The following is a 15,552-nucleotide window of genomic DNA, read 5'->3' on the forward strand; positions in this document are numbered from 1 at the left end:
TTCCATTCGATAGGGAAGCGTTTTAGGTTTGGTCAGAACGACGCAGACGGAACGCATATGCCGCGACCATTTCTGATTGAAGGCCCACGTGACGCCCGTTTCACGATCCTGCTTGCGCATGGGGCTGGCGCGCCAATGGACTCTGCTTCGATGACGGCTGTGTCGGAAGCACTCGCGAAGTCGGGTTTTCGCGTGGCGCGTTTCGAGTTTGACTACATGGCGGCCAGACGCACATCCGACAGCCGAAAACCACCACCCCGTGCCGAGACGCTCAACCCCGAATACAAGGCGGCAATCATCGATCTGGCGGCCACTGGCCCTCTCATCATCGGTGGCAAATCGATGGGCGGCCGTGTCGCCAGCATGATTGCCGACGATCTCCATCGTGACGGGGTCATCGCCGGTCTGCTTTGTCTCGGCTACCCGTTTCATCCTCCGGGAAAACCTGAAAACCTTCGAACCGCTCACCTGGAGAACCTCGCAACCCCGGCGCTGATCTGTCAGGGAACGCGTGATGAGTTTGGCACACGTGAGGAGGTCAGCGCCTTTGCCCTGTCAGACCAGATTCAGTTGCTTTGGCTCGAAGACGGCGACCACGATCTCAAACCGCGCAAGAAGCTCTCCGGTTTTTCCGCCGCGGACCATCTGGCCACTGTCGGCCAGACGGTCAGGGAGTGGGCCGGAAGACTGAAGCTACGGGCGTAGAGCGGAGGCTGGAGACTGGCGGTAGGCGAGCACGGCGGGAACCGCGGCGAGGATGGCCGCAAATCCCAGAGTGACCGCGGCGAGGATCGCGTCCTGCCCGATGAATGAAATCGGAAACACGATTCCGCTTTCGCCAGCTAGAACATGGGCGATGGCGAGTGAGGCGGCATAACCCATCGCGAAGCCGAGAAATACGCCGGTTCCGATCAGGCAAAGCAGCTCAAGCCAGACAATGGAAAACAACGCGCCTCGTGGGGCGCCGAAAGCGCGCAGCGCGCCGATCTGGCGGCGGCGTTGGCCGATGTGCAGCACGGTTACCAGAAGCAGTGCTGCGGCGACCAGCACCTGTGATCCAGTCGCGACAGCAAACAGTACCATTCTCGCATCACCCAACGTTGCGTACAGGCGCGTCAACACTTCGCCCGGAAAAACGCCGACTGTCGTGCCGCCGCGATATTCCTGCCGGAGCTTGTAGGCATCGGCGATGGTTTTCGGCTTGACCAATATTGCCGGAAGACCGGGTACATTCCCGTCCCATGTTTCCACAAGCGGCGCATCGGCGTGACTGGCATGATCGTGCGTGTCGTGGTCATGATCGCCGTCAGGCCGGGCAAAATGATCATGACCGCCCTGGCCATGAGATGCATGGTCATGGCTGCCCTCGGCCTCTTCGTCATGCCCCAGGCCGTGAATGTGCCAGACCGCCTGGATCGGGACGAGAATGGCGCGGTCCCACGCAGTGCCGGTCGGCTTGAGACGACCGGAGACGCTATATGCGAGTTCGCCATGTGTGTGGCCGCCTTCACCGGGCGCGCCGTGCATCGGCTTGATCTCTGCTCCGAGTGAAAGCGGTACGGCCGAGCCAACCACGGCTTGCCCCTCGGTAGAGAAAACAATGCCTTCCTGTAAGCCGGAGGACAGGTTGCTGACCAGCGCGGTCGTGGTGCCGACAATGGGCAAGCCGTCGAAGGAATCGCTAAAGCCGATCGGGGCGGCCCAGGCAACACGCGGATCGTTCGAGAGCTTTGCCAGGACGTCTCCCTCCATCAGCGGAAGGGGAGATGGCTGAAGAAAGACGGAAGACAGAACGAGCTGTGTTTCGCTACCGGCTGCGCCAATCACGAGGTCGAACTTGTCAGCCGCGCGTGCGCTGCCCAGACGAAGAGATCGCTCCTGCAGGGTGACCGTGACACTGAGTGCGACGGCGAGGGCGACGAGCAGGACAATCACTACGGCCCCCATCCAGAGGCGGCGCAGGTCCGAGAGAATGAAACGGATCACGCGGCGATCTCCACCTTGCTGTCGCTGACCAGACGCCCGGCGTTGAGATTGACGCGACGGTCGAGCCGTTCTGTCAGCCTGCTGTCATGCGAAACAACGATGAGCGTGGTTTTTTCCGCATTTGCCAGTTCCAGCAGCAGATTGCCAACGGCCTCTCCGCTTTCCCTGTCCAGGCTTGCCGTCGGCTCATCGGCAATGATGACACCGGGTTTTCGCAGAAGAGCACGCGCCACCGCTACACGTTGCATTTCGCCGCGTGACATGGTCTCGATGTTTTGTGTCTGCCGTTTGATGCCGCTACGTTCCAGCAATTCAGCGCCCCGTTTGACGAGAACAGGCGACGACGCTCTGGCGAGCCGCGCGGGTAGAAGTACGTTGTCGAGAGCTGAGAGGCCGGGAAACAGATGGAAATCCTGCATAATGATGCCGACATTTTCAGCACGCCAGCGGTCGCGCCTGCTTTCGGAAAGGCGGGCTATATCCGTGCCGCCCCATGCCACGACGCCTTTTTCGCTACGCTCCAGCCCGCTGATGATGTTGACCAGCGTGCTTTTGCCCGAGCCCGACGGGCCGGTTACGGCCACGCGCGCGCCCGATGGCAGATCCAGCATTTCGATGGAGAGAACCGGGCCGATCACGCCAGGAAACGAGACAGAAACATTTTCTAGGGAAAGAGAAAGCATATCGATATCAGGCAACCCAGTATTTCGCGCCGCGGATGCGCAGGCGGCTGACAAAGCCCGTTTCCGGGTCCGTCCAGCTTCCCATTTCCAGCACGCCCGATACTTCGATCCGCGTGCTTGGTTGAACGAAGGTCTGCTTTTCATCGAGATAGATCACGACGATATTGTCCGGCCAGTCCGAGTCAGAAGAGCAGAACGGGCAGATCGACATCGGGACTTCCGTCAGGACGAAAAAGGCTGCCTCCGCTTTCAGGGGCGGCGCCATGAAGCCACCCATCGTGACCGGCTTGCCGACGAGGCTCTTCACCTTGTCAGAAAATTCCAGGCCCAGCACGCTGATCTTGCTGTAGAGGTCAGCAAAACCGATCTCCGAATTGGCTGCTGCTATTGCCATGCCCGGTGAGGCGAGAACCGGAGAGAGGCTGAACAGCGTCAGCATGTGTCGACGGCTGAGCAAAAGCGGCATTTTTTACCTCTTTAATATTTAGAACAGAATTCCGGGCGTACGCGCCGCCCGGAATGATTGCGTTGGCAATGTGTTAGTTCAACTCGACGGTACCGAGGGCGAACGTGTCGGCAAGCACGCGATAAACGTCGCTCTGTTCCATGTAGCCCTTGAAGCCTTCCGAGCCGGGGCCGGTAGACTGCAGCACGACGTCATCTACGGCGTGGACGCCACTGTCACCGCTCTTTGGAATGTTGCCCTGAACGAAGACGGCGCCGGGAACGTCCTTGTAAGCTTCGTTCGCGACATATTCCTTCTTTTCGTTCTGGACTGCCGGAACGAATGGACCGTCGAGCTTCGGACGGAACGTCTCGTAATGATCCGGGCCGTTGTTGGCATTCAGGAACAGGCGGCGGGTCACGTCGATCTTGTCCGGGTAGCCGTCGCCGTTGGCGTCCGTGTAGTTCGGAAAGCCGGCGTCATCATAGGTACCGACCTTTTCGCGCATATCCGTGCCTTCCTTCTCGTCGTCAACCGTGCCGACGATGGAAACGCCATGCGTATGGTCGCCTGTCAGGACGATCAGTGTGTCGGGGTTCTTGGCTGCGAATTCGCGCGCGAGGCCGAGTGCCTTGTCGAATTCAATGGTTTCGACGACGGCGCGGTCCCAGTCGAGCGGGTGAGACATCTTGTCGATATTGGCCGCTTCAACCATGAGGAAGAAGCCTTCCGGGTTCTTCGAAAGCTCGCCAAGCGCCACCTTGGTCATTTCCTCCAGGCCAGGCTGTTCCGGGAACTTCTCGACCGTGCCTTTTTTCAGGAAGTTTCGGTCAAGAAGTGTGTCCATGTTGCCGGTGTGGAACAGGCCGAGAATCTTGCCGGTGTTGGTGCCGGAGGCGGTTTCGAGTTCACCCTTCGTGGTTGCCAGCGCGTAGCCCGCTTCCTGGAACAGCTTGATGTAATCCTTGTCATCCTTGCGCTTCGAACCAACGGTTTCCTTGGGCAGGAAGTAGGCCGAGCCGCCGCCGAGAACGACCTCTGGCTTGACGTCGAGGATCATGCCGGTGATCTCGGCCTTGTCGCCGCGTTTGCGCGTATGGGAAACGACGGCTGCGGGTGTCGCATCCTGGATTTCGGAGGTCGTGACCACGCCGATCGACTTTTTCGTGCTGCGGCGGATCGCTTCGGAAAGCGTCTCGACCTTCGGGTCGTCGAGGCTGTCTGGCGTACGGTCGGCATAAACGCCGATCGCGTTGACGGCGGTCTTGTGGCCGGTCATATAGGCCGACATGGTGTTGGCGCTGTCGGTTGCGACGGCGTTGGTGGCCGATGTGCCGATGAAGGCCATGCGGTCCAGTTCGTCCATGTTCAGGCGGCCGTTTGCCTTGCCTTCAGCCATGCCCTTGGACATGACGCGGGCAGCGGTGCGGTGGGCAACGGAGAGGCCATCGCCGAGCATGAAGATGATGTTCTTGGCCTTCGGGGTGGCCGAGGTGCCGTAGACCTCCCACGTGACCGACTTCTTCTCGTCGCCAGCGGAAACCTCGACGACATACGCACCGGGCTTTGCGATTTTCAGGCCGCGCAGGACGACGGCTGAGCCTAGACTCTTGTCTTCCTTGCCTTTTTCATCGGCGATGAACTGGGCGTCGGAGCCGAAGATGGCCTTGTAATCCTGGCCGTTGACGGTGATCTTGACGTCTTCCTGCTTGACGACGTTTTTCAGTTCGACCTTGAAGTCGAAAGGCGAGCCGGCAAGGATCGTCGCACGGTCCAGAGGATAGACGGTCGCAGCCTGCGCCGTTCCGGCTAGAAATGTGGTCGTGGCGAGTATAGCAAGAATATGTCGCATAGGTCCCTCGTGCTGACATCGATTGATCATTGATGGCATAGCTTTACGGGATGACACTTCGATGACGGCGGCAGCCCAACTCTTCGCGTCCGCGGGATGGGCGACGGTTGCGCATTGGTGGGTAAAGCAAGTTGCAAGTTCCGGTCGCGGATCGAACTATCTTGACATTGGTTTTTCGTTCGCCATTCAATAAAACAAAAAACGAAATAAAATGGAGGAAAAATGCTGCTCACTCCGCGACAGGACGAAATCGTTGCGCTGGCGAAAGCGAACGGCAGGGTGCTGGTTGATGAACTGGCCGCGCGCTTTTCCGTTACGCCGCAAACCATCCGCAAGGATCTGAACGATCTCTGCGACGCACGGGCGCTGACACGCGTTCATGGCGGTGCGATTTTCCCGAGCGGAAATGAAAACGTCAAATACGAGGCGCGGCGTGCAATCGCCTCTGGCGAAAAGCAGGCGATCGGTGCGGCGGCAGCAGGTCTCATTCCGAACAATTCCTCGCTCTTCATCAACATCGGTACGACGACTGAAGCTGTAGGGGAGGCCTTGGCCGATCATCACGAATTGATGGTCATCACCAACAATATCAATGTTGCCAATAGATTACGGGTTTTTCCCGGTATCGAGGTCGTCATTGCCGGGGGAGTTGTGCGAGGAGCCGACGGGGGAATTGTCGGCGAGGCGGCCGTGGATTTCATTCGTCAGTTCAAGGTGGATTTCGCGGTGATCGGTGTGTCCGCCATCGATGAAGACGGTGCGCTTCTCGATTTCGACTTTCGCGAGGTCAAGGTCGCGCAGGCGATCATGTCGAACGCGAGGCATGTCATTCTGGTGTCGGATTCTTCGAAATTCGAGAGAACCGCCCCCGTCCGCATCGGGCATCTCTCACAGGTGCACACCTTCATAACCGATCATTGTCCTTTGAAAACAATACGCTCGATCTGTGCGGATAGCGATGTGAGGCTGATCGAAACGGGGCAGGAAACGTCGTAGTTTTACCAATCTAGTTTTCGTTTGACATTCGTTTTGCATTCGAATTAGATGTCTGTGCTTTCAATATATCGATGAGGAGAGCGTCGATGAAAGCCCCGGGAGGAGCAATGTCTGGTGAGGCGCTTCACGACCTTTTCGTGATCGGCGGCGGTGTGAACGGTTGCGGGATTGCTCGCGATGCAGTTGGCCGCGGTTATACGGTTGCGCTGGCGGAAAAGGGTGACTTTGCGTCGGGCACGTCGTCTGCTGCGACGAAGCTGATCCATGGCGGTCTGCGTTATCTGGAACATTACGAATTCAGGCTGGTGCGCGAGGCGCTGATGGAGCGCGAAGTGTTGTGGGCCATGGCACCGCACATCATCTGGCCGATGCGTTTCGTGCTGCCGTTCCAGAAGGGCGGTGTGCGCCCGGCCTGGCTGATCCGGCTTGGCCTGTTCCTCTATGACAATCTCGGCGGTCGCAAGCTTTTGCCCGCCACACGCACGCTGGACCTGCGCCGCGACCCGGCCGGCAAGCCGCTGAAGCCGGTGTTCGCCACGGCGTTCGAATATTCCGACGGCTGGGTGGATGATGCCCGTTTCGTGGTCCTGAACGCCCGCGATGCGCAAAACCGTGGCGCGACGATCCTCAACCGCACCCGTGTCGTCTCGGCGCGGCGCGAGAACGGCCTGTGGCGCATCGAGACGCTGGACGGCAAGACCGGGCAGACGGGCGTTCATACCGCCCGCATGCTGGTCAATGCGTCGGGTCCGTGGGTGGATACGGTGCTGTCAGGCGTGTTCGGTCGCAACAACGTGCACAATGTGCGGCTCGTGCAGGGCAGTCATATCATCGTGAAGAGGAAGTTTGCCGATCCACGCGCCTATTTCTTCCAGAACCCGGATGGGCGTATCATCTTCGCCATTCCCTATGAGCGGGATTTTACCCTGATCGGCACGACCGATCGGGATTATGACGGCGATCCGGCGAGCGTGCGCATCAGTGCGGAAGAAACGGCCTATCTGTGCAATGCGGCGAGCGAGTATTTTGCCGAGCCGGTGAGCGAGGAGGATATCGTCTGGACCTATTCGGGCGTGCGTCCGCTGTTCGACGACGGTGCTTCGAAGGCGCAGGAAGCGACGCGCGATTACGTGCTGAAGGTCGAGAGCGCGGCAGGCGAGGCGCCGCTGCTCAACGTGTTCGGCGGCAAGCTGACGACCTATCGTCGGCTGTCTGAACATGCGCTGGAGAAGATCGGCGAGGCGATCGGGGTCAAGGGCAGGCCGTGGACGGCAGGTTCGCATCTTCCGGGTGGGGACTTTGCCACGAACGGCTACGAGAGGCAGGTCAAGACGCTGATGCAGCGCCATCCGTTCCTCGATCTTGTTCATGCGGAGCGTCTGGTGCGCAACTACGGCACGGACGCCACCCGCATGCTGGGCGACGTCTCCAGCCGTGCGGGTCTCGGTCGCCACTTCGGCGGCACGCTGTACGAGGTGGAGGTGCGCTGGCTCATCGAGCACGAATGGGCCGTCACCGCAGACGACATCCTCTGGAGACGGACAAAACAGGGGTTGAGGTTGAGCAGCGATGAGGCGAGGGCGCTGCAAGATTATCTTGAGGGTGTCGCTGGCGGTCATGTGAAGACGATATGAAATCACATCGAAGGCTTGAGGAGGCTTTGGGTCTAGATGCTTGAATTGCGGAATGTGTCGAAGACGGTTGGCGGAGAATATCATATTCATCCGACGGATCTGACGTTGCAGCGTGGAAGCCTGAATGTGCTTCTGGGGCCAACGCTATCCGGAAAGACCACGCTCATGCGATTGATGGCGGGGTTGGATCGTCCAAGCGGCGGTGCGATCTTCTTCAACGGCGAGGATGTGACCGGTCGGCCGGTGCAGAAGCGCAACGTCGCCATGGTCTACCAGCAGTTCATCAATTATCCGGCTCTTACTGTTTACGAAAACATCGCCTCGCCCATGCGGGTGGCTGGCAAGGATCACGCGACCATCGACCGGGAAGTGCGCAAGGCAGCCGATCTTCTCAAGCTTACCCCTTATCTGGATCGCACGCCGCTCAATCTTTCCGGTGGCCAGCAGCAGCGAACGGCGTTGGCTCGTGCCATCGTCAAGAACGCCAATCTGGTGCTTCTCGACGAGCCGCTCGCCAACCTCGATTACAAGCTGCGTGAGGAATTGCGTCTTGAATTGCCACGCATCTTCGCTGAATCCGGGGCGATCTTCGTTTACGCCACGACCGAGCCATCCGAGGCGCTTCTGCTTGGCGGCAATACGGCAACGCTGAGCGAAGGACGGATGACACAGTTCGGGCTGACCATCGACGTGTATCGCCGTCCGGTCGATATTGTCACGGCCAGTACTTTTGCCGATCCGCCCCTGAATACGATAGAGGTGCACAAGGCCAATGGCAGTTTCATGCGATCAGACCGTCCGGTCATTGCCGTTCCTGTCCACCTTTCAACCATTCCTGATGGGCCGATGACGATCGCCTTCCAGCCGCATCATCTGTTCCCGACCTCGAAGGGGCATGCCTCGCAATCGATAAGGGCGCGGACTTTGATTTCGGAAATCGCCGGATCGGAAAGTTTCGTGCACATCGACTTTGCCGGACAGCGGTGGGTGATGCTGGCGCAGGGCATTCACGATATCGAGCCGGACCGTGAAATAGAGTTGTTTCTCGACACGCAACACCTGATGGCCTTCGACATGAACGGTCGCGCCATCGGTGCTGCACCCGTCGGTCAGGTTTGAGGAGGGGCGATTATGGCACGCATCACGCTGGATCATATCCGCCACGCCTATAGCGCCAAGGCGCAGGCCGCAGGCGATTACGCGCTGAAGGAAGTTCACCACGAATGGGAGGATGGCGGTGCCTATGCGCTTCTCGGTCCTTCCGGTTGCGGCAAGACAACCTTGCTCAACATCATATCCGGCCTCATCCGCCCATCAGAAGGGCGGATCGCCTTTGATGGAACGGATGTCACCGATCTCGCCACGGAAGATCGCAACATCGCCCAGGTTTTCCAGTTCCCGGTCGTTTACGACACGATGACGGTTTACGATAATCTGGCCTTTCCGTTGCGAAATCGGCATGTTCCGGAAGCGGACGTGGACCGGCGTGTTCGTGAAATTCTCGAGATGACGGATCTGGGCGGCATGGCCGGACGCCGGGCCCGCGGGTTGACCGCCGACCAGAAGCAGAAGATTTCGCTGGCACGCGGGCTGGTGCGCTCGGATGTGAATGCCATTCTTTTCGACGAGCCGCTGACGGTTATCGATCCGCATATGAAATGGGTGCTACGCTCCCAGTTGAAGCGGCTGCATCGCCAGTCCGGCTTTACTATGGTCTATGTGACGCACGACCAGACGGAAGCCCTGACCTTCGCGGACAGGGTCGTGGTGATGTATGACGGGCAGATCGTGCAGATCGGCACGCCCGCCGAACTGTTCGAGCGACCAAGCCACACGTTCGTCGGGTATTTCATCGGCTCGCCGGGCATGAACGTCATACCGGCGATGCTCGATGGCAACAGGGTCAAGCTCGGCAACGAGACGCTGTCGCTCGACTACGCTCCGAAGACGAATGCCGGTGCTAGGACCGAACTCGGCATACGGCCGGAATTCGTGCGGATCGGCCGTGAAGGAATGCCGGTCACGATCAACAGGGTCGAGGATATCGGACGGCAGAAGATCGTTCGGGCCACGTTCGCAGGGCAGGCAATTGCAATCGTGGTGCCGGAGGACGCCGAAATACCCGCTGAGGCGCGTGTCACCTTCGATCCGTCCGCCATCAGCATCTACGCGGATTCCTGGCGCATCGGTAGGGAGGGCTGAGCGATGAACAAGACCTGGAACAACAAGGCCTGGTTTCTGGTGCTGCCGGTTCTCGTGCTAGTTGCTTTTTCGGCGGTCATCCCGCTGATGACCGTGGTCAACTACTCGGTGCAGGACACGTTCGGGAACAATGAATTCTTCTGGGCGGGAGCTGACTGGTTCGTGCAGACCCTGCACTCGGACCGGTTCTGGGAAGCTTTACAGCGCAATCTGGTCTTCTCGATCATCATCCTGCTTCTGGAAATCCCGCTCGGCATCTTCATTGCTCTCAATATGCCGAAAAAGGGGATTGGTGTTCCCGTCTGCCTGGTGTTGATGGCGCTGCCTCTGCTCATTCCGTGGAACGTGGTGGGTACCATCTGGCAGGTCTTCGGCCGTGTCGATATCGGGTTGCTGGGGCGTTCTCTGGCGGCGATCGGGCTCGACTATAACTATGTCCGAGATCCGGTCGACGCCTGGGTGACGATCATCGTCATGGATGTCTGGCACTGGACGAGCCTCGTGGTGCTGCTCTGCTACGCAGGCCTTGTGTCTATCCCCGACGCCTATTATCAGGCGGCGAAGATCGACGGCGCATCGCGTTGGTCCGTTTTCCGCTACATCCAGTTGCCGAAAATGAAACGTGTGCTGCTGATTGCCGTGCTGCTACGCTTCATGGACAGCTTCATGATCTATACCGAACCCTTTGTCGTGACGGGCGGCGGGCCAGGCAATTCGACGACTTTCCTGTCGATCGATCTCGTCAAGATGGCTGTGGGCCAGTTTGACCTCGGGCCAGCGGCCGCCATGTCGATCATCTACTTCCTCATCGTCCTGCTGCTGTCATGGGTCTTCTACACCGTGATGACCAGCGGCGACGAGAACGCGTGAGAGAGGGGAGCACCATGGCACAGACAATCAAGTTCAAGCCTGCGGGTAATTATTCCTGGGTCGTTTCGACGATCTATATCCTCTTCCTGCTGCTGCCGATCTACTGGCTGGTCAATATGAGCTTCAAGGAGAATGCCGAGATTACCGGTACGTTCTCGCTGTGGCCGATCAATCCGACGCTCAGAAACTACACGGTGATCTTCACGGATCCGTCCTGGTATCGGGGCTACATCAATTCGATCACCTACGTCGCCCTGAATACGGTGATTTCGGTGCTTGCCGCGCTTCCGGCGGCTTACGCCTTCTCGCGTTACCGGTTCCTGGGCGACAAACACCTGTTCTTTTGGCTGCTGACAAACCGCATGGCTCCCCCTGCCGTCTTCGCGCTTCCCTTCTTTCAGCTTTATTCCGCGTTCGGGCTGATCGATACGCATATTGCCGTCGCGCTGGCGCATTGCCTGTTCAACGTCCCGTTGGCCGTGTGGATACTCGAAGGCTTCATGTCAGGCGTGCCGAAGGAGATCGACGAGACGGCCTATATCGACGGTTATTCGTTTCCGCGTTTCTTCGTTCGCATCTTCATGCCGCTGGTTGCGTCCGGGATCGGCGTCGCCGCGTTCTTCTGCTTCATGTTTTCGTGGGTCGAGCTGCTGCTTGCCCGTACGCTGACGACGACCGCGGCAAAGCCGATCTCGGCCATCATGACCCGCACGGTGTCGGCGTCCGGCATGGACTGGGGCGTGCTCGCTGCGGCTGGCGTACTGACCATCATTCCCGGTGCGCTCGTCATCTATTTCGTCCGCAACTACATCGCCAAGGGCTTCGCGCTCGGTCGCGTCTGACAAGGGAGACTGGACATGAACTTTTCCTGGATGGCGTGGACATTGCCGACAGCCCTGTTCTTTCTGACGATCCTTGTCCTTTTGGTCGGTATGGGCGTCTGGGAATATCTGGCGCCGGGCGGTTCGCCGCGCGTCGGCATCCTGCGGTTGGAGACCACCCGTGGGGATCGTCTCTTCATTTCGCTGCTTGGTGCGGCGTTCATTCATCTTGCATGGCTGGGTTTCGTAGGACCCAACCTGTGGTGGGCACTTGGCCTTGCGGTGGTCTACGCCATCGGCGTGTTCCGTTACGTCTAGGCCGGGAGGATACAGATGGCCGGGCGACCGGCCGCCTGACGTTAAGACTGCAATCGCAAACCTTGGGAGGATATTATGCGAAGGCATCTATTAGCGACAACAGCAGGAGTTCTGCTGGCGATGGCGGGTTCCGCCTATGCCGGTATGGACGAGGCAAAGTCCTTTCTTGACAAGGAGGTCGGCGAGCTTTCGACGCTGACCCGCGCTGATCAGGAAAAGGAAATGCAGTGGTTCATCGATGCGGCAAAGCCTTTTGCCGGCATGGATATCAAGGTGGTTTCCGAAACGATCACAACCCATGAGTATGAATCGAAGGTTCTCGCACCAGCCTTTACCGCCATCACGGGCATCAAGATCACCCATGACCTGATCGGCGAAGGCGACGTTATCGAAAAGCTGCAGACACAGATGCAGTCGGGCGAGAATATCTACGACGCCTATGTCAACGACTCGGACCTGATTGGCACCCACTGGCGCTACCAGCAGGCACGCTCGCTCACGGACTTTATGGCGAACGAAGGCAAGGACGTCACCAATCCTGGCCTCGACCTGGACGACTTCATCGGCAAGTCTTTCACGACCGCTCCGGACGGCAAGCTTTATCAGTTGCCCGACCAGCAGTTCGCGAACCTCTACTGGTTCCGCTATGACTGGTTCAACGACGAGAAGAACAAGGCGGACTTCAAGGCGAAGTACGGTTACGACCTCGGCGTTCCGGTCAACTGGTCTGCTTACGAAGACATTGCCGAGTTCTTCACCGGCCGCGAGATCGACGGTAAGAAGGTCTATGGCCACATGGACTACGGCAAGAAGGACCCGTCGCTCGGCTGGCGTTTCACAGACGCCTGGCTCTCCATGGCCGGCAACGGCGACAAGGGCATCCCGAACGGCAAGCCGGTCGACGAATGGGGCATCAAGGTCGATGAGAATTCGCGGCCGGTCGGCTCATGCGTCGCGCGCGGCGGCGATACGAACGGTCCTGCTGCGGTCTATTCGATTGAAAAGTATCTGCAATGGCTGAAGGCTTACGCGCCGGCCGCCGCGCAGGGCATGACCTTCTCCGAATCGGGGCCGGTTCCTTCGCAGGGTGAAGTCGCCCAACAGATGTTCACCTATACGGCGTTCACCGCCGACTTCGTCAAGCCGGGCCTGCCTGTCGTGAACGAGGACGGTACGCCGAAGTGGCGCTTCGCCCCGTCGCCGCACGGCGTTTACTGGAAGGACGGCATGAAGCTCGGCTATCAGGACGTTGGTTCATGGACGCTTCTGAAGTCCACGCCTGACGACCGCGCCAAGGCTGCATGGCTCTATGCGCAGTTCGTCACCTCGAAAACCGTCGACGTCAAGAAGAGCCATGTCGGCCTGACGCTGATCCGCGAATCCTCGATCGCCCACAAGTCGTTTACCGAGCGGGCGCCGAAACTGGGCGGTCTGATCGAGTTCTATCGTTCGCCCGCCCGCATTCAGTGGTCGCCGACCGGCACGAACATCCCTGACTATCCGAAGCTGGCACAGCTCTGGTGGCAGGCGATCGGTGATGCGTCCTCGGGCGCGAAGTCTGCACAGGAAGCCATGGATTCGCTTTGCGCCGAGCAGGAGAAGGTTCTGCAACGTCTCGAGCGCGCCAAGGTTCAGGGCGATATCGGTCCGAAGCTGGCCGAAGAGCACGATCTCGAATACTGGAACAAGGACGCCGTTTCGAAGGGCAATCTGGCTCCGCAGCTGAAGATCGCCGACGAAAAGGAAAAGCCGGTCACCGTCAATTATGACGAACTGGTCAAAAGCTGGCAGAAGTAATTTCTGACGTTAGATTCTAACCGGGGCGGCTTGCTGCCCCGGTCATTGCATATGAAAGGGAGTGACATGATGGGCGGATATATTCTGGCAATCGACCAGGGAACGACATCGACGCGATCAATGGTTTTCGATCGTGATATGCGGGTCATCGGGGTCGGGCAGCGAGAATTTCCGCAGCATTTTCCGGCATCCGGCTGGGTGGAGCACGAACCGGAAGACATCTGGAACAGCGTGGTCGAAACGATCCGTCTGGCGCTTGCCGACGCTGGTATCGCTGCATCCGATATCGAGGCGATCGGCATCACCAACCAGCGTGAAACAACTGTCTTGTGGGACAGGAACACCGGTGAAGCCGTTCACCGCGCCGTGGTCTGGCAGGATCGTCGTGCTGCACCCGTTTGCGAGGATCTGAAAAAGCGCGGGCTGGAGCCACTTTTTGCGAAAAAAACCGGGTTGCTTCTCGATCCCTATTTCTCCGGTACGAAGCTCGCATGGCTGCTCGACAGCGTGAGCGGTCTGCGCGAAAAGGCGGCCAGAGGCGAGATATGTTTCGGGACGATCGACAGTTTTCTGATTTACCGGCTGACCGGTGGTCGCCGCCACGTTACGGATGCGACCAACGCGTCACGGACTCTTATTTACAATATCGAAGAGAACGCCTGGGACGACGAGCTTTTATCGATCCTCGATATTCCACGCTCCATGCTGCCGGAGGTTCTGGACTGCGCCGCTGATTTCGGTATCACGGATAAGGCGCTTTTCGGTGCTGAAATTCCGATCCTCGGTGTCGCAGGGGATCAGCAGGCTGCCGTGATCGGCAATGCCTGCTTTGAGCCGGGCATGATGAAATCGACTTATGGCACCGGTTGCTTCGCCTTGCTCAACACGGGTACGGACCGCGTTGCGTCCACGAACCGCTTGTTGACGACGATTGCGTATCGTCTCGATGGTGTCACGACCTATGCGCTCGAAGGCTCGATCTTCATCGCAGGCGCCGCGGTGCAATGGCTGCGCGACGAGCTTGGCTTCATCTCCGTTGCCTCGGAGGTGAGCGCGCTCGCGGAAAAGGCCGATCCCAATCAGCGGGTCTATCTCGTTCCTGCCTTCACCGGCCTTGGTGCGCCCTATTGGGATGCGGAGGCGCGAGGCGCAATCTTCGGCCTGACGCGCGGCACGGGACCGGCAGAATTTGCCCGTGCGGCGCTGGAAAGCGTGGCTTATCAGACGTTCGATCTGCTCGAAGCCATGCGCAACGACTGGGCGGGCGATAAAGGCAAGACGGTTCTCAGAGTCGATGGCGGCATGGTTGCGTCAGACTGGACCATGCAGCGGCTTGCGGATGTTCTTGCCGCCCCCGTGGATCGCCCCGTTTTTCTCGAAACGACCATTCTGGGAGCGGCGTGGCTCGCGGCATCGCGTGCTGGCATATGGCCCGATCGCGAAGCGTTTGCCGCACACTGGAAGCGCGACCGGCGCTTTACGCCGGACATGGATGAAAAACAGCGTGAGCAGGCCATCGCCGGATGGCGGGACAGTGTGAGCCGCTGCCTTTCGCGCCCGGCATGATGGGACGAGCGGTGCCGTCATAAGCGGCGTAAAAAAGGTATGGTAGACTGGTGGCAGGCAGGGGAGCGTCGACAACTGCGCTTTCATGCCTGGCGCGCCTATGAGGCTTCGTCTAACTGTTCAGGCGGGAAAGTCGCAAGACCCTTTGTGTCTGCATTTTATTATTTCAATAATCGCAATTCAATCTCAATTATTATTGCAATTTTGTTCTGCTGCTGATCGGGCTAGATATAGTTCCAACAGAGACGCAACGGAAACACCGGACAACAGACGCGACTCGCCGGTCAACCCTCGCGACGACGTTTCAACCCGCCGCTATCGGCTCATCAATCTTACGGAGAACCATCATGTCGAAGCTCGAAGTCCTGACCCCCGCCAACAG

Annotated in this window: 14 protein-coding genes; 10 read left to right on the forward strand and 4 right to left on the reverse strand. The window is 58.9% G+C overall.

The genetic code is table 11. The annotated features are described in order from the left end of the window. The first annotated feature begins 57 nt into the window (after positions 1 to 57). Entirely contained in the window at positions 58 to 705 is a 648-nt protein-coding gene (locus tag N7578_RS03310; RefSeq protein WP_311108880.1) for an alpha/beta family hydrolase, read from the forward strand. On the opposite strand, the gene N7578_RS03315 is transcribed toward N7578_RS03310, so the two are convergent. The 4 genes from N7578_RS03315 to N7578_RS03330 form a co-directional block, all read right to left on the reverse strand. Further along, positions 694 to 1,986, reverse strand: coding sequence for an ABC transporter permease (locus tag N7578_RS03315; RefSeq protein WP_311108881.1), 1,293 nt, complete (start codon positions 1,984 to 1,986; stop codon positions 694 to 696). The genes N7578_RS03310 and N7578_RS03315 overlap by 12 nt on opposite strands. Beyond that, positions 1,983 to 2,669 (reverse strand): ABC transporter ATP-binding protein, encoded by a 687-nt coding sequence (locus N7578_RS03320; RefSeq protein WP_311108882.1) that lies wholly within the window; start codon positions 2,667 to 2,669, stop codon positions 1,983 to 1,985. Before N7578_RS03320 ends, N7578_RS03315 begins: the two co-directional genes overlap by 4 nt. Positions 2,670 to 2,676: 7 nt before the next feature. Then, positions 2,677 to 3,063, reverse strand: a complete 387-nt coding sequence (locus N7578_RS03325; protein WP_422646686.1) for a hypothetical protein — start codon at positions 3,061 to 3,063, stop codon at positions 2,677 to 2,679. Between the two features lie 145 nt (positions 3,064 to 3,208). Further along, the gene (locus tag N7578_RS03330; RefSeq protein ID WP_311108883.1) at positions 3,209 to 4,966 is read right to left on the reverse strand and encodes an alkaline phosphatase; all 1,758 of its coding nucleotides are present in this window, start codon (positions 4,964 to 4,966) and stop codon (positions 3,209 to 3,211) included. A gap of 222 nt (positions 4,967 to 5,188) precedes the next feature. Between N7578_RS03330 and N7578_RS03335 the strand changes: the two genes are divergently transcribed. The 9 genes from N7578_RS03335 (at position 5,189) to glpK (ending at position 15,170) form a co-directional block, all read left to right on the forward strand. Continuing rightward, positions 5,189 to 5,962: a DeoR/GlpR family DNA-binding transcription regulator gene (locus N7578_RS03335; RefSeq protein ID WP_311108884.1), complete on the forward strand. Its 774-nt coding sequence runs from the start codon at positions 5,189 to 5,191 to the stop codon at positions 5,960 to 5,962. A 107-nt stretch (positions 5,963 to 6,069) separates the two neighbouring features. Then, positions 6,070 to 7,596 carry a glycerol-3-phosphate dehydrogenase gene (gene glpD / locus N7578_RS03340; RefSeq protein WP_311110042.1) on the forward strand — a complete coding sequence of 509 codons (1,527 nt, stop codon included), beginning with the start codon at positions 6,070 to 6,072 and terminating at the stop codon, positions 7,594 to 7,596. Positions 7,597 to 7,632: 36 nt separating this feature from the next. Next, positions 7,633 to 8,715 carry an ABC transporter ATP-binding protein gene (locus N7578_RS03345; RefSeq protein WP_311108885.1) on the forward strand — a complete coding sequence of 361 codons (1,083 nt, stop codon included), beginning with the start codon at positions 7,633 to 7,635 and terminating at the stop codon, positions 8,713 to 8,715. Between the two features lie 12 nt (positions 8,716 to 8,727). Beyond that, positions 8,728 to 9,798 carry an ABC transporter ATP-binding protein gene (locus N7578_RS03350; protein WP_311108886.1) on the forward strand — a complete coding sequence of 357 codons (1,071 nt, stop codon included), beginning with the start codon at positions 8,728 to 8,730 and terminating at the stop codon, positions 9,796 to 9,798. Between the two features lie 3 nt (positions 9,799 to 9,801). Continuing rightward, positions 9,802 to 10,668 carry a sugar ABC transporter permease gene (locus tag N7578_RS03355; RefSeq protein WP_311108887.1) on the forward strand — a complete coding sequence of 289 codons (867 nt, stop codon included), beginning with the start codon at positions 9,802 to 9,804 and terminating at the stop codon, positions 10,666 to 10,668. A 14-nt stretch (positions 10,669 to 10,682) separates the two neighbouring features. Then, positions 10,683 to 11,510 (forward strand): carbohydrate ABC transporter permease, encoded by an 828-nt coding sequence (locus tag N7578_RS03360; protein ID WP_311108888.1) that lies wholly within the window; start codon positions 10,683 to 10,685, stop codon positions 11,508 to 11,510. A gap of 15 nt (positions 11,511 to 11,525) precedes the next feature. After that, positions 11,526 to 11,807, forward strand: coding sequence for a DUF2160 domain-containing protein (locus tag N7578_RS03365; protein WP_311108889.1), 282 nt, complete (start codon positions 11,526 to 11,528; stop codon positions 11,805 to 11,807). Positions 11,808 to 11,882: 75 nt separating this feature from the next. After that, positions 11,883 to 13,604 (forward strand): ABC transporter substrate-binding protein, encoded by a 1,722-nt coding sequence (locus tag N7578_RS03370; RefSeq protein WP_311108890.1) that lies wholly within the window; start codon positions 11,883 to 11,885, stop codon positions 13,602 to 13,604. 69 nt (positions 13,605 to 13,673) lie between these two features. Beyond that, entirely contained in the window at positions 13,674 to 15,170 is a 1,497-nt protein-coding gene (gene glpK / locus N7578_RS03375; RefSeq protein ID WP_311108891.1) for a glycerol kinase GlpK, read from the forward strand. Positions 15,171 to 15,552: the final 382 nt, after the last annotated feature.

Source organism: Agrobacterium tumefaciens, assembly GCF_031801495.1.
GTDB classification, from domain to species: domain Bacteria; phylum Pseudomonadota; class Alphaproteobacteria; order Rhizobiales; family Rhizobiaceae; genus Agrobacterium; species Agrobacterium tumefaciens_K.

Bases quoted from the DNA above. Each gene is read 5' to 3' on its own strand.
- N7578_RS03370 (WP_311108890.1), top strand. From the start codon at position 11,883: ATGCGAAGGCATCTATTAGCGACAACAGCAGGAGTTCTGCTGGCGATG.
- N7578_RS03310 (WP_311108880.1), top strand. From the start codon at position 58: ATGCCGCGACCATTTCTGATTGAAGGCCCACGTGACGCCCGTTTCACG.
- N7578_RS03325 (WP_422646686.1), bottom strand. From the start codon at position 3,063: ATGGCAATAGCAGCAGCCAATTCGGAGATCGGTTTTGCTGACCTCTAC.
- N7578_RS03355 (WP_311108887.1), top strand. From the start codon at position 9,802: ATGAACAAGACCTGGAACAACAAGGCCTGGTTTCTGGTGCTGCCGGTT.
- N7578_RS03345 (WP_311108885.1), top strand. From the start codon at position 7,633: ATGCTTGAATTGCGGAATGTGTCGAAGACGGTTGGCGGAGAATATCAT.
- N7578_RS03350 (WP_311108886.1), top strand. From the start codon at position 8,728: ATGGCACGCATCACGCTGGATCATATCCGCCACGCCTATAGCGCCAAG.
- N7578_RS03320 (WP_311108882.1), bottom strand. From the start codon at position 2,669: ATGCTTTCTCTTTCCCTAGAAAATGTTTCTGTCTCGTTTCCTGGCGTG.
- glpD (WP_311110042.1), top strand. From the start codon at position 6,070: ATGTCTGGTGAGGCGCTTCACGACCTTTTCGTGATCGGCGGCGGTGTG.
- N7578_RS03335 (WP_311108884.1), top strand. From the start codon at position 5,189: ATGCTGCTCACTCCGCGACAGGACGAAATCGTTGCGCTGGCGAAAGCG.
- glpK (WP_311108891.1), top strand. From the start codon at position 13,674: ATGGGCGGATATATTCTGGCAATCGACCAGGGAACGACATCGACGCGA.
- N7578_RS03330 (WP_311108883.1), bottom strand. From the start codon at position 4,966: ATGCGACATATTCTTGCTATACTCGCCACGACCACATTTCTAGCCGGA.
- N7578_RS03365 (WP_311108889.1), top strand. From the start codon at position 11,526: ATGAACTTTTCCTGGATGGCGTGGACATTGCCGACAGCCCTGTTCTTT.
- N7578_RS03360 (WP_311108888.1), top strand. From the start codon at position 10,683: ATGGCACAGACAATCAAGTTCAAGCCTGCGGGTAATTATTCCTGGGTC.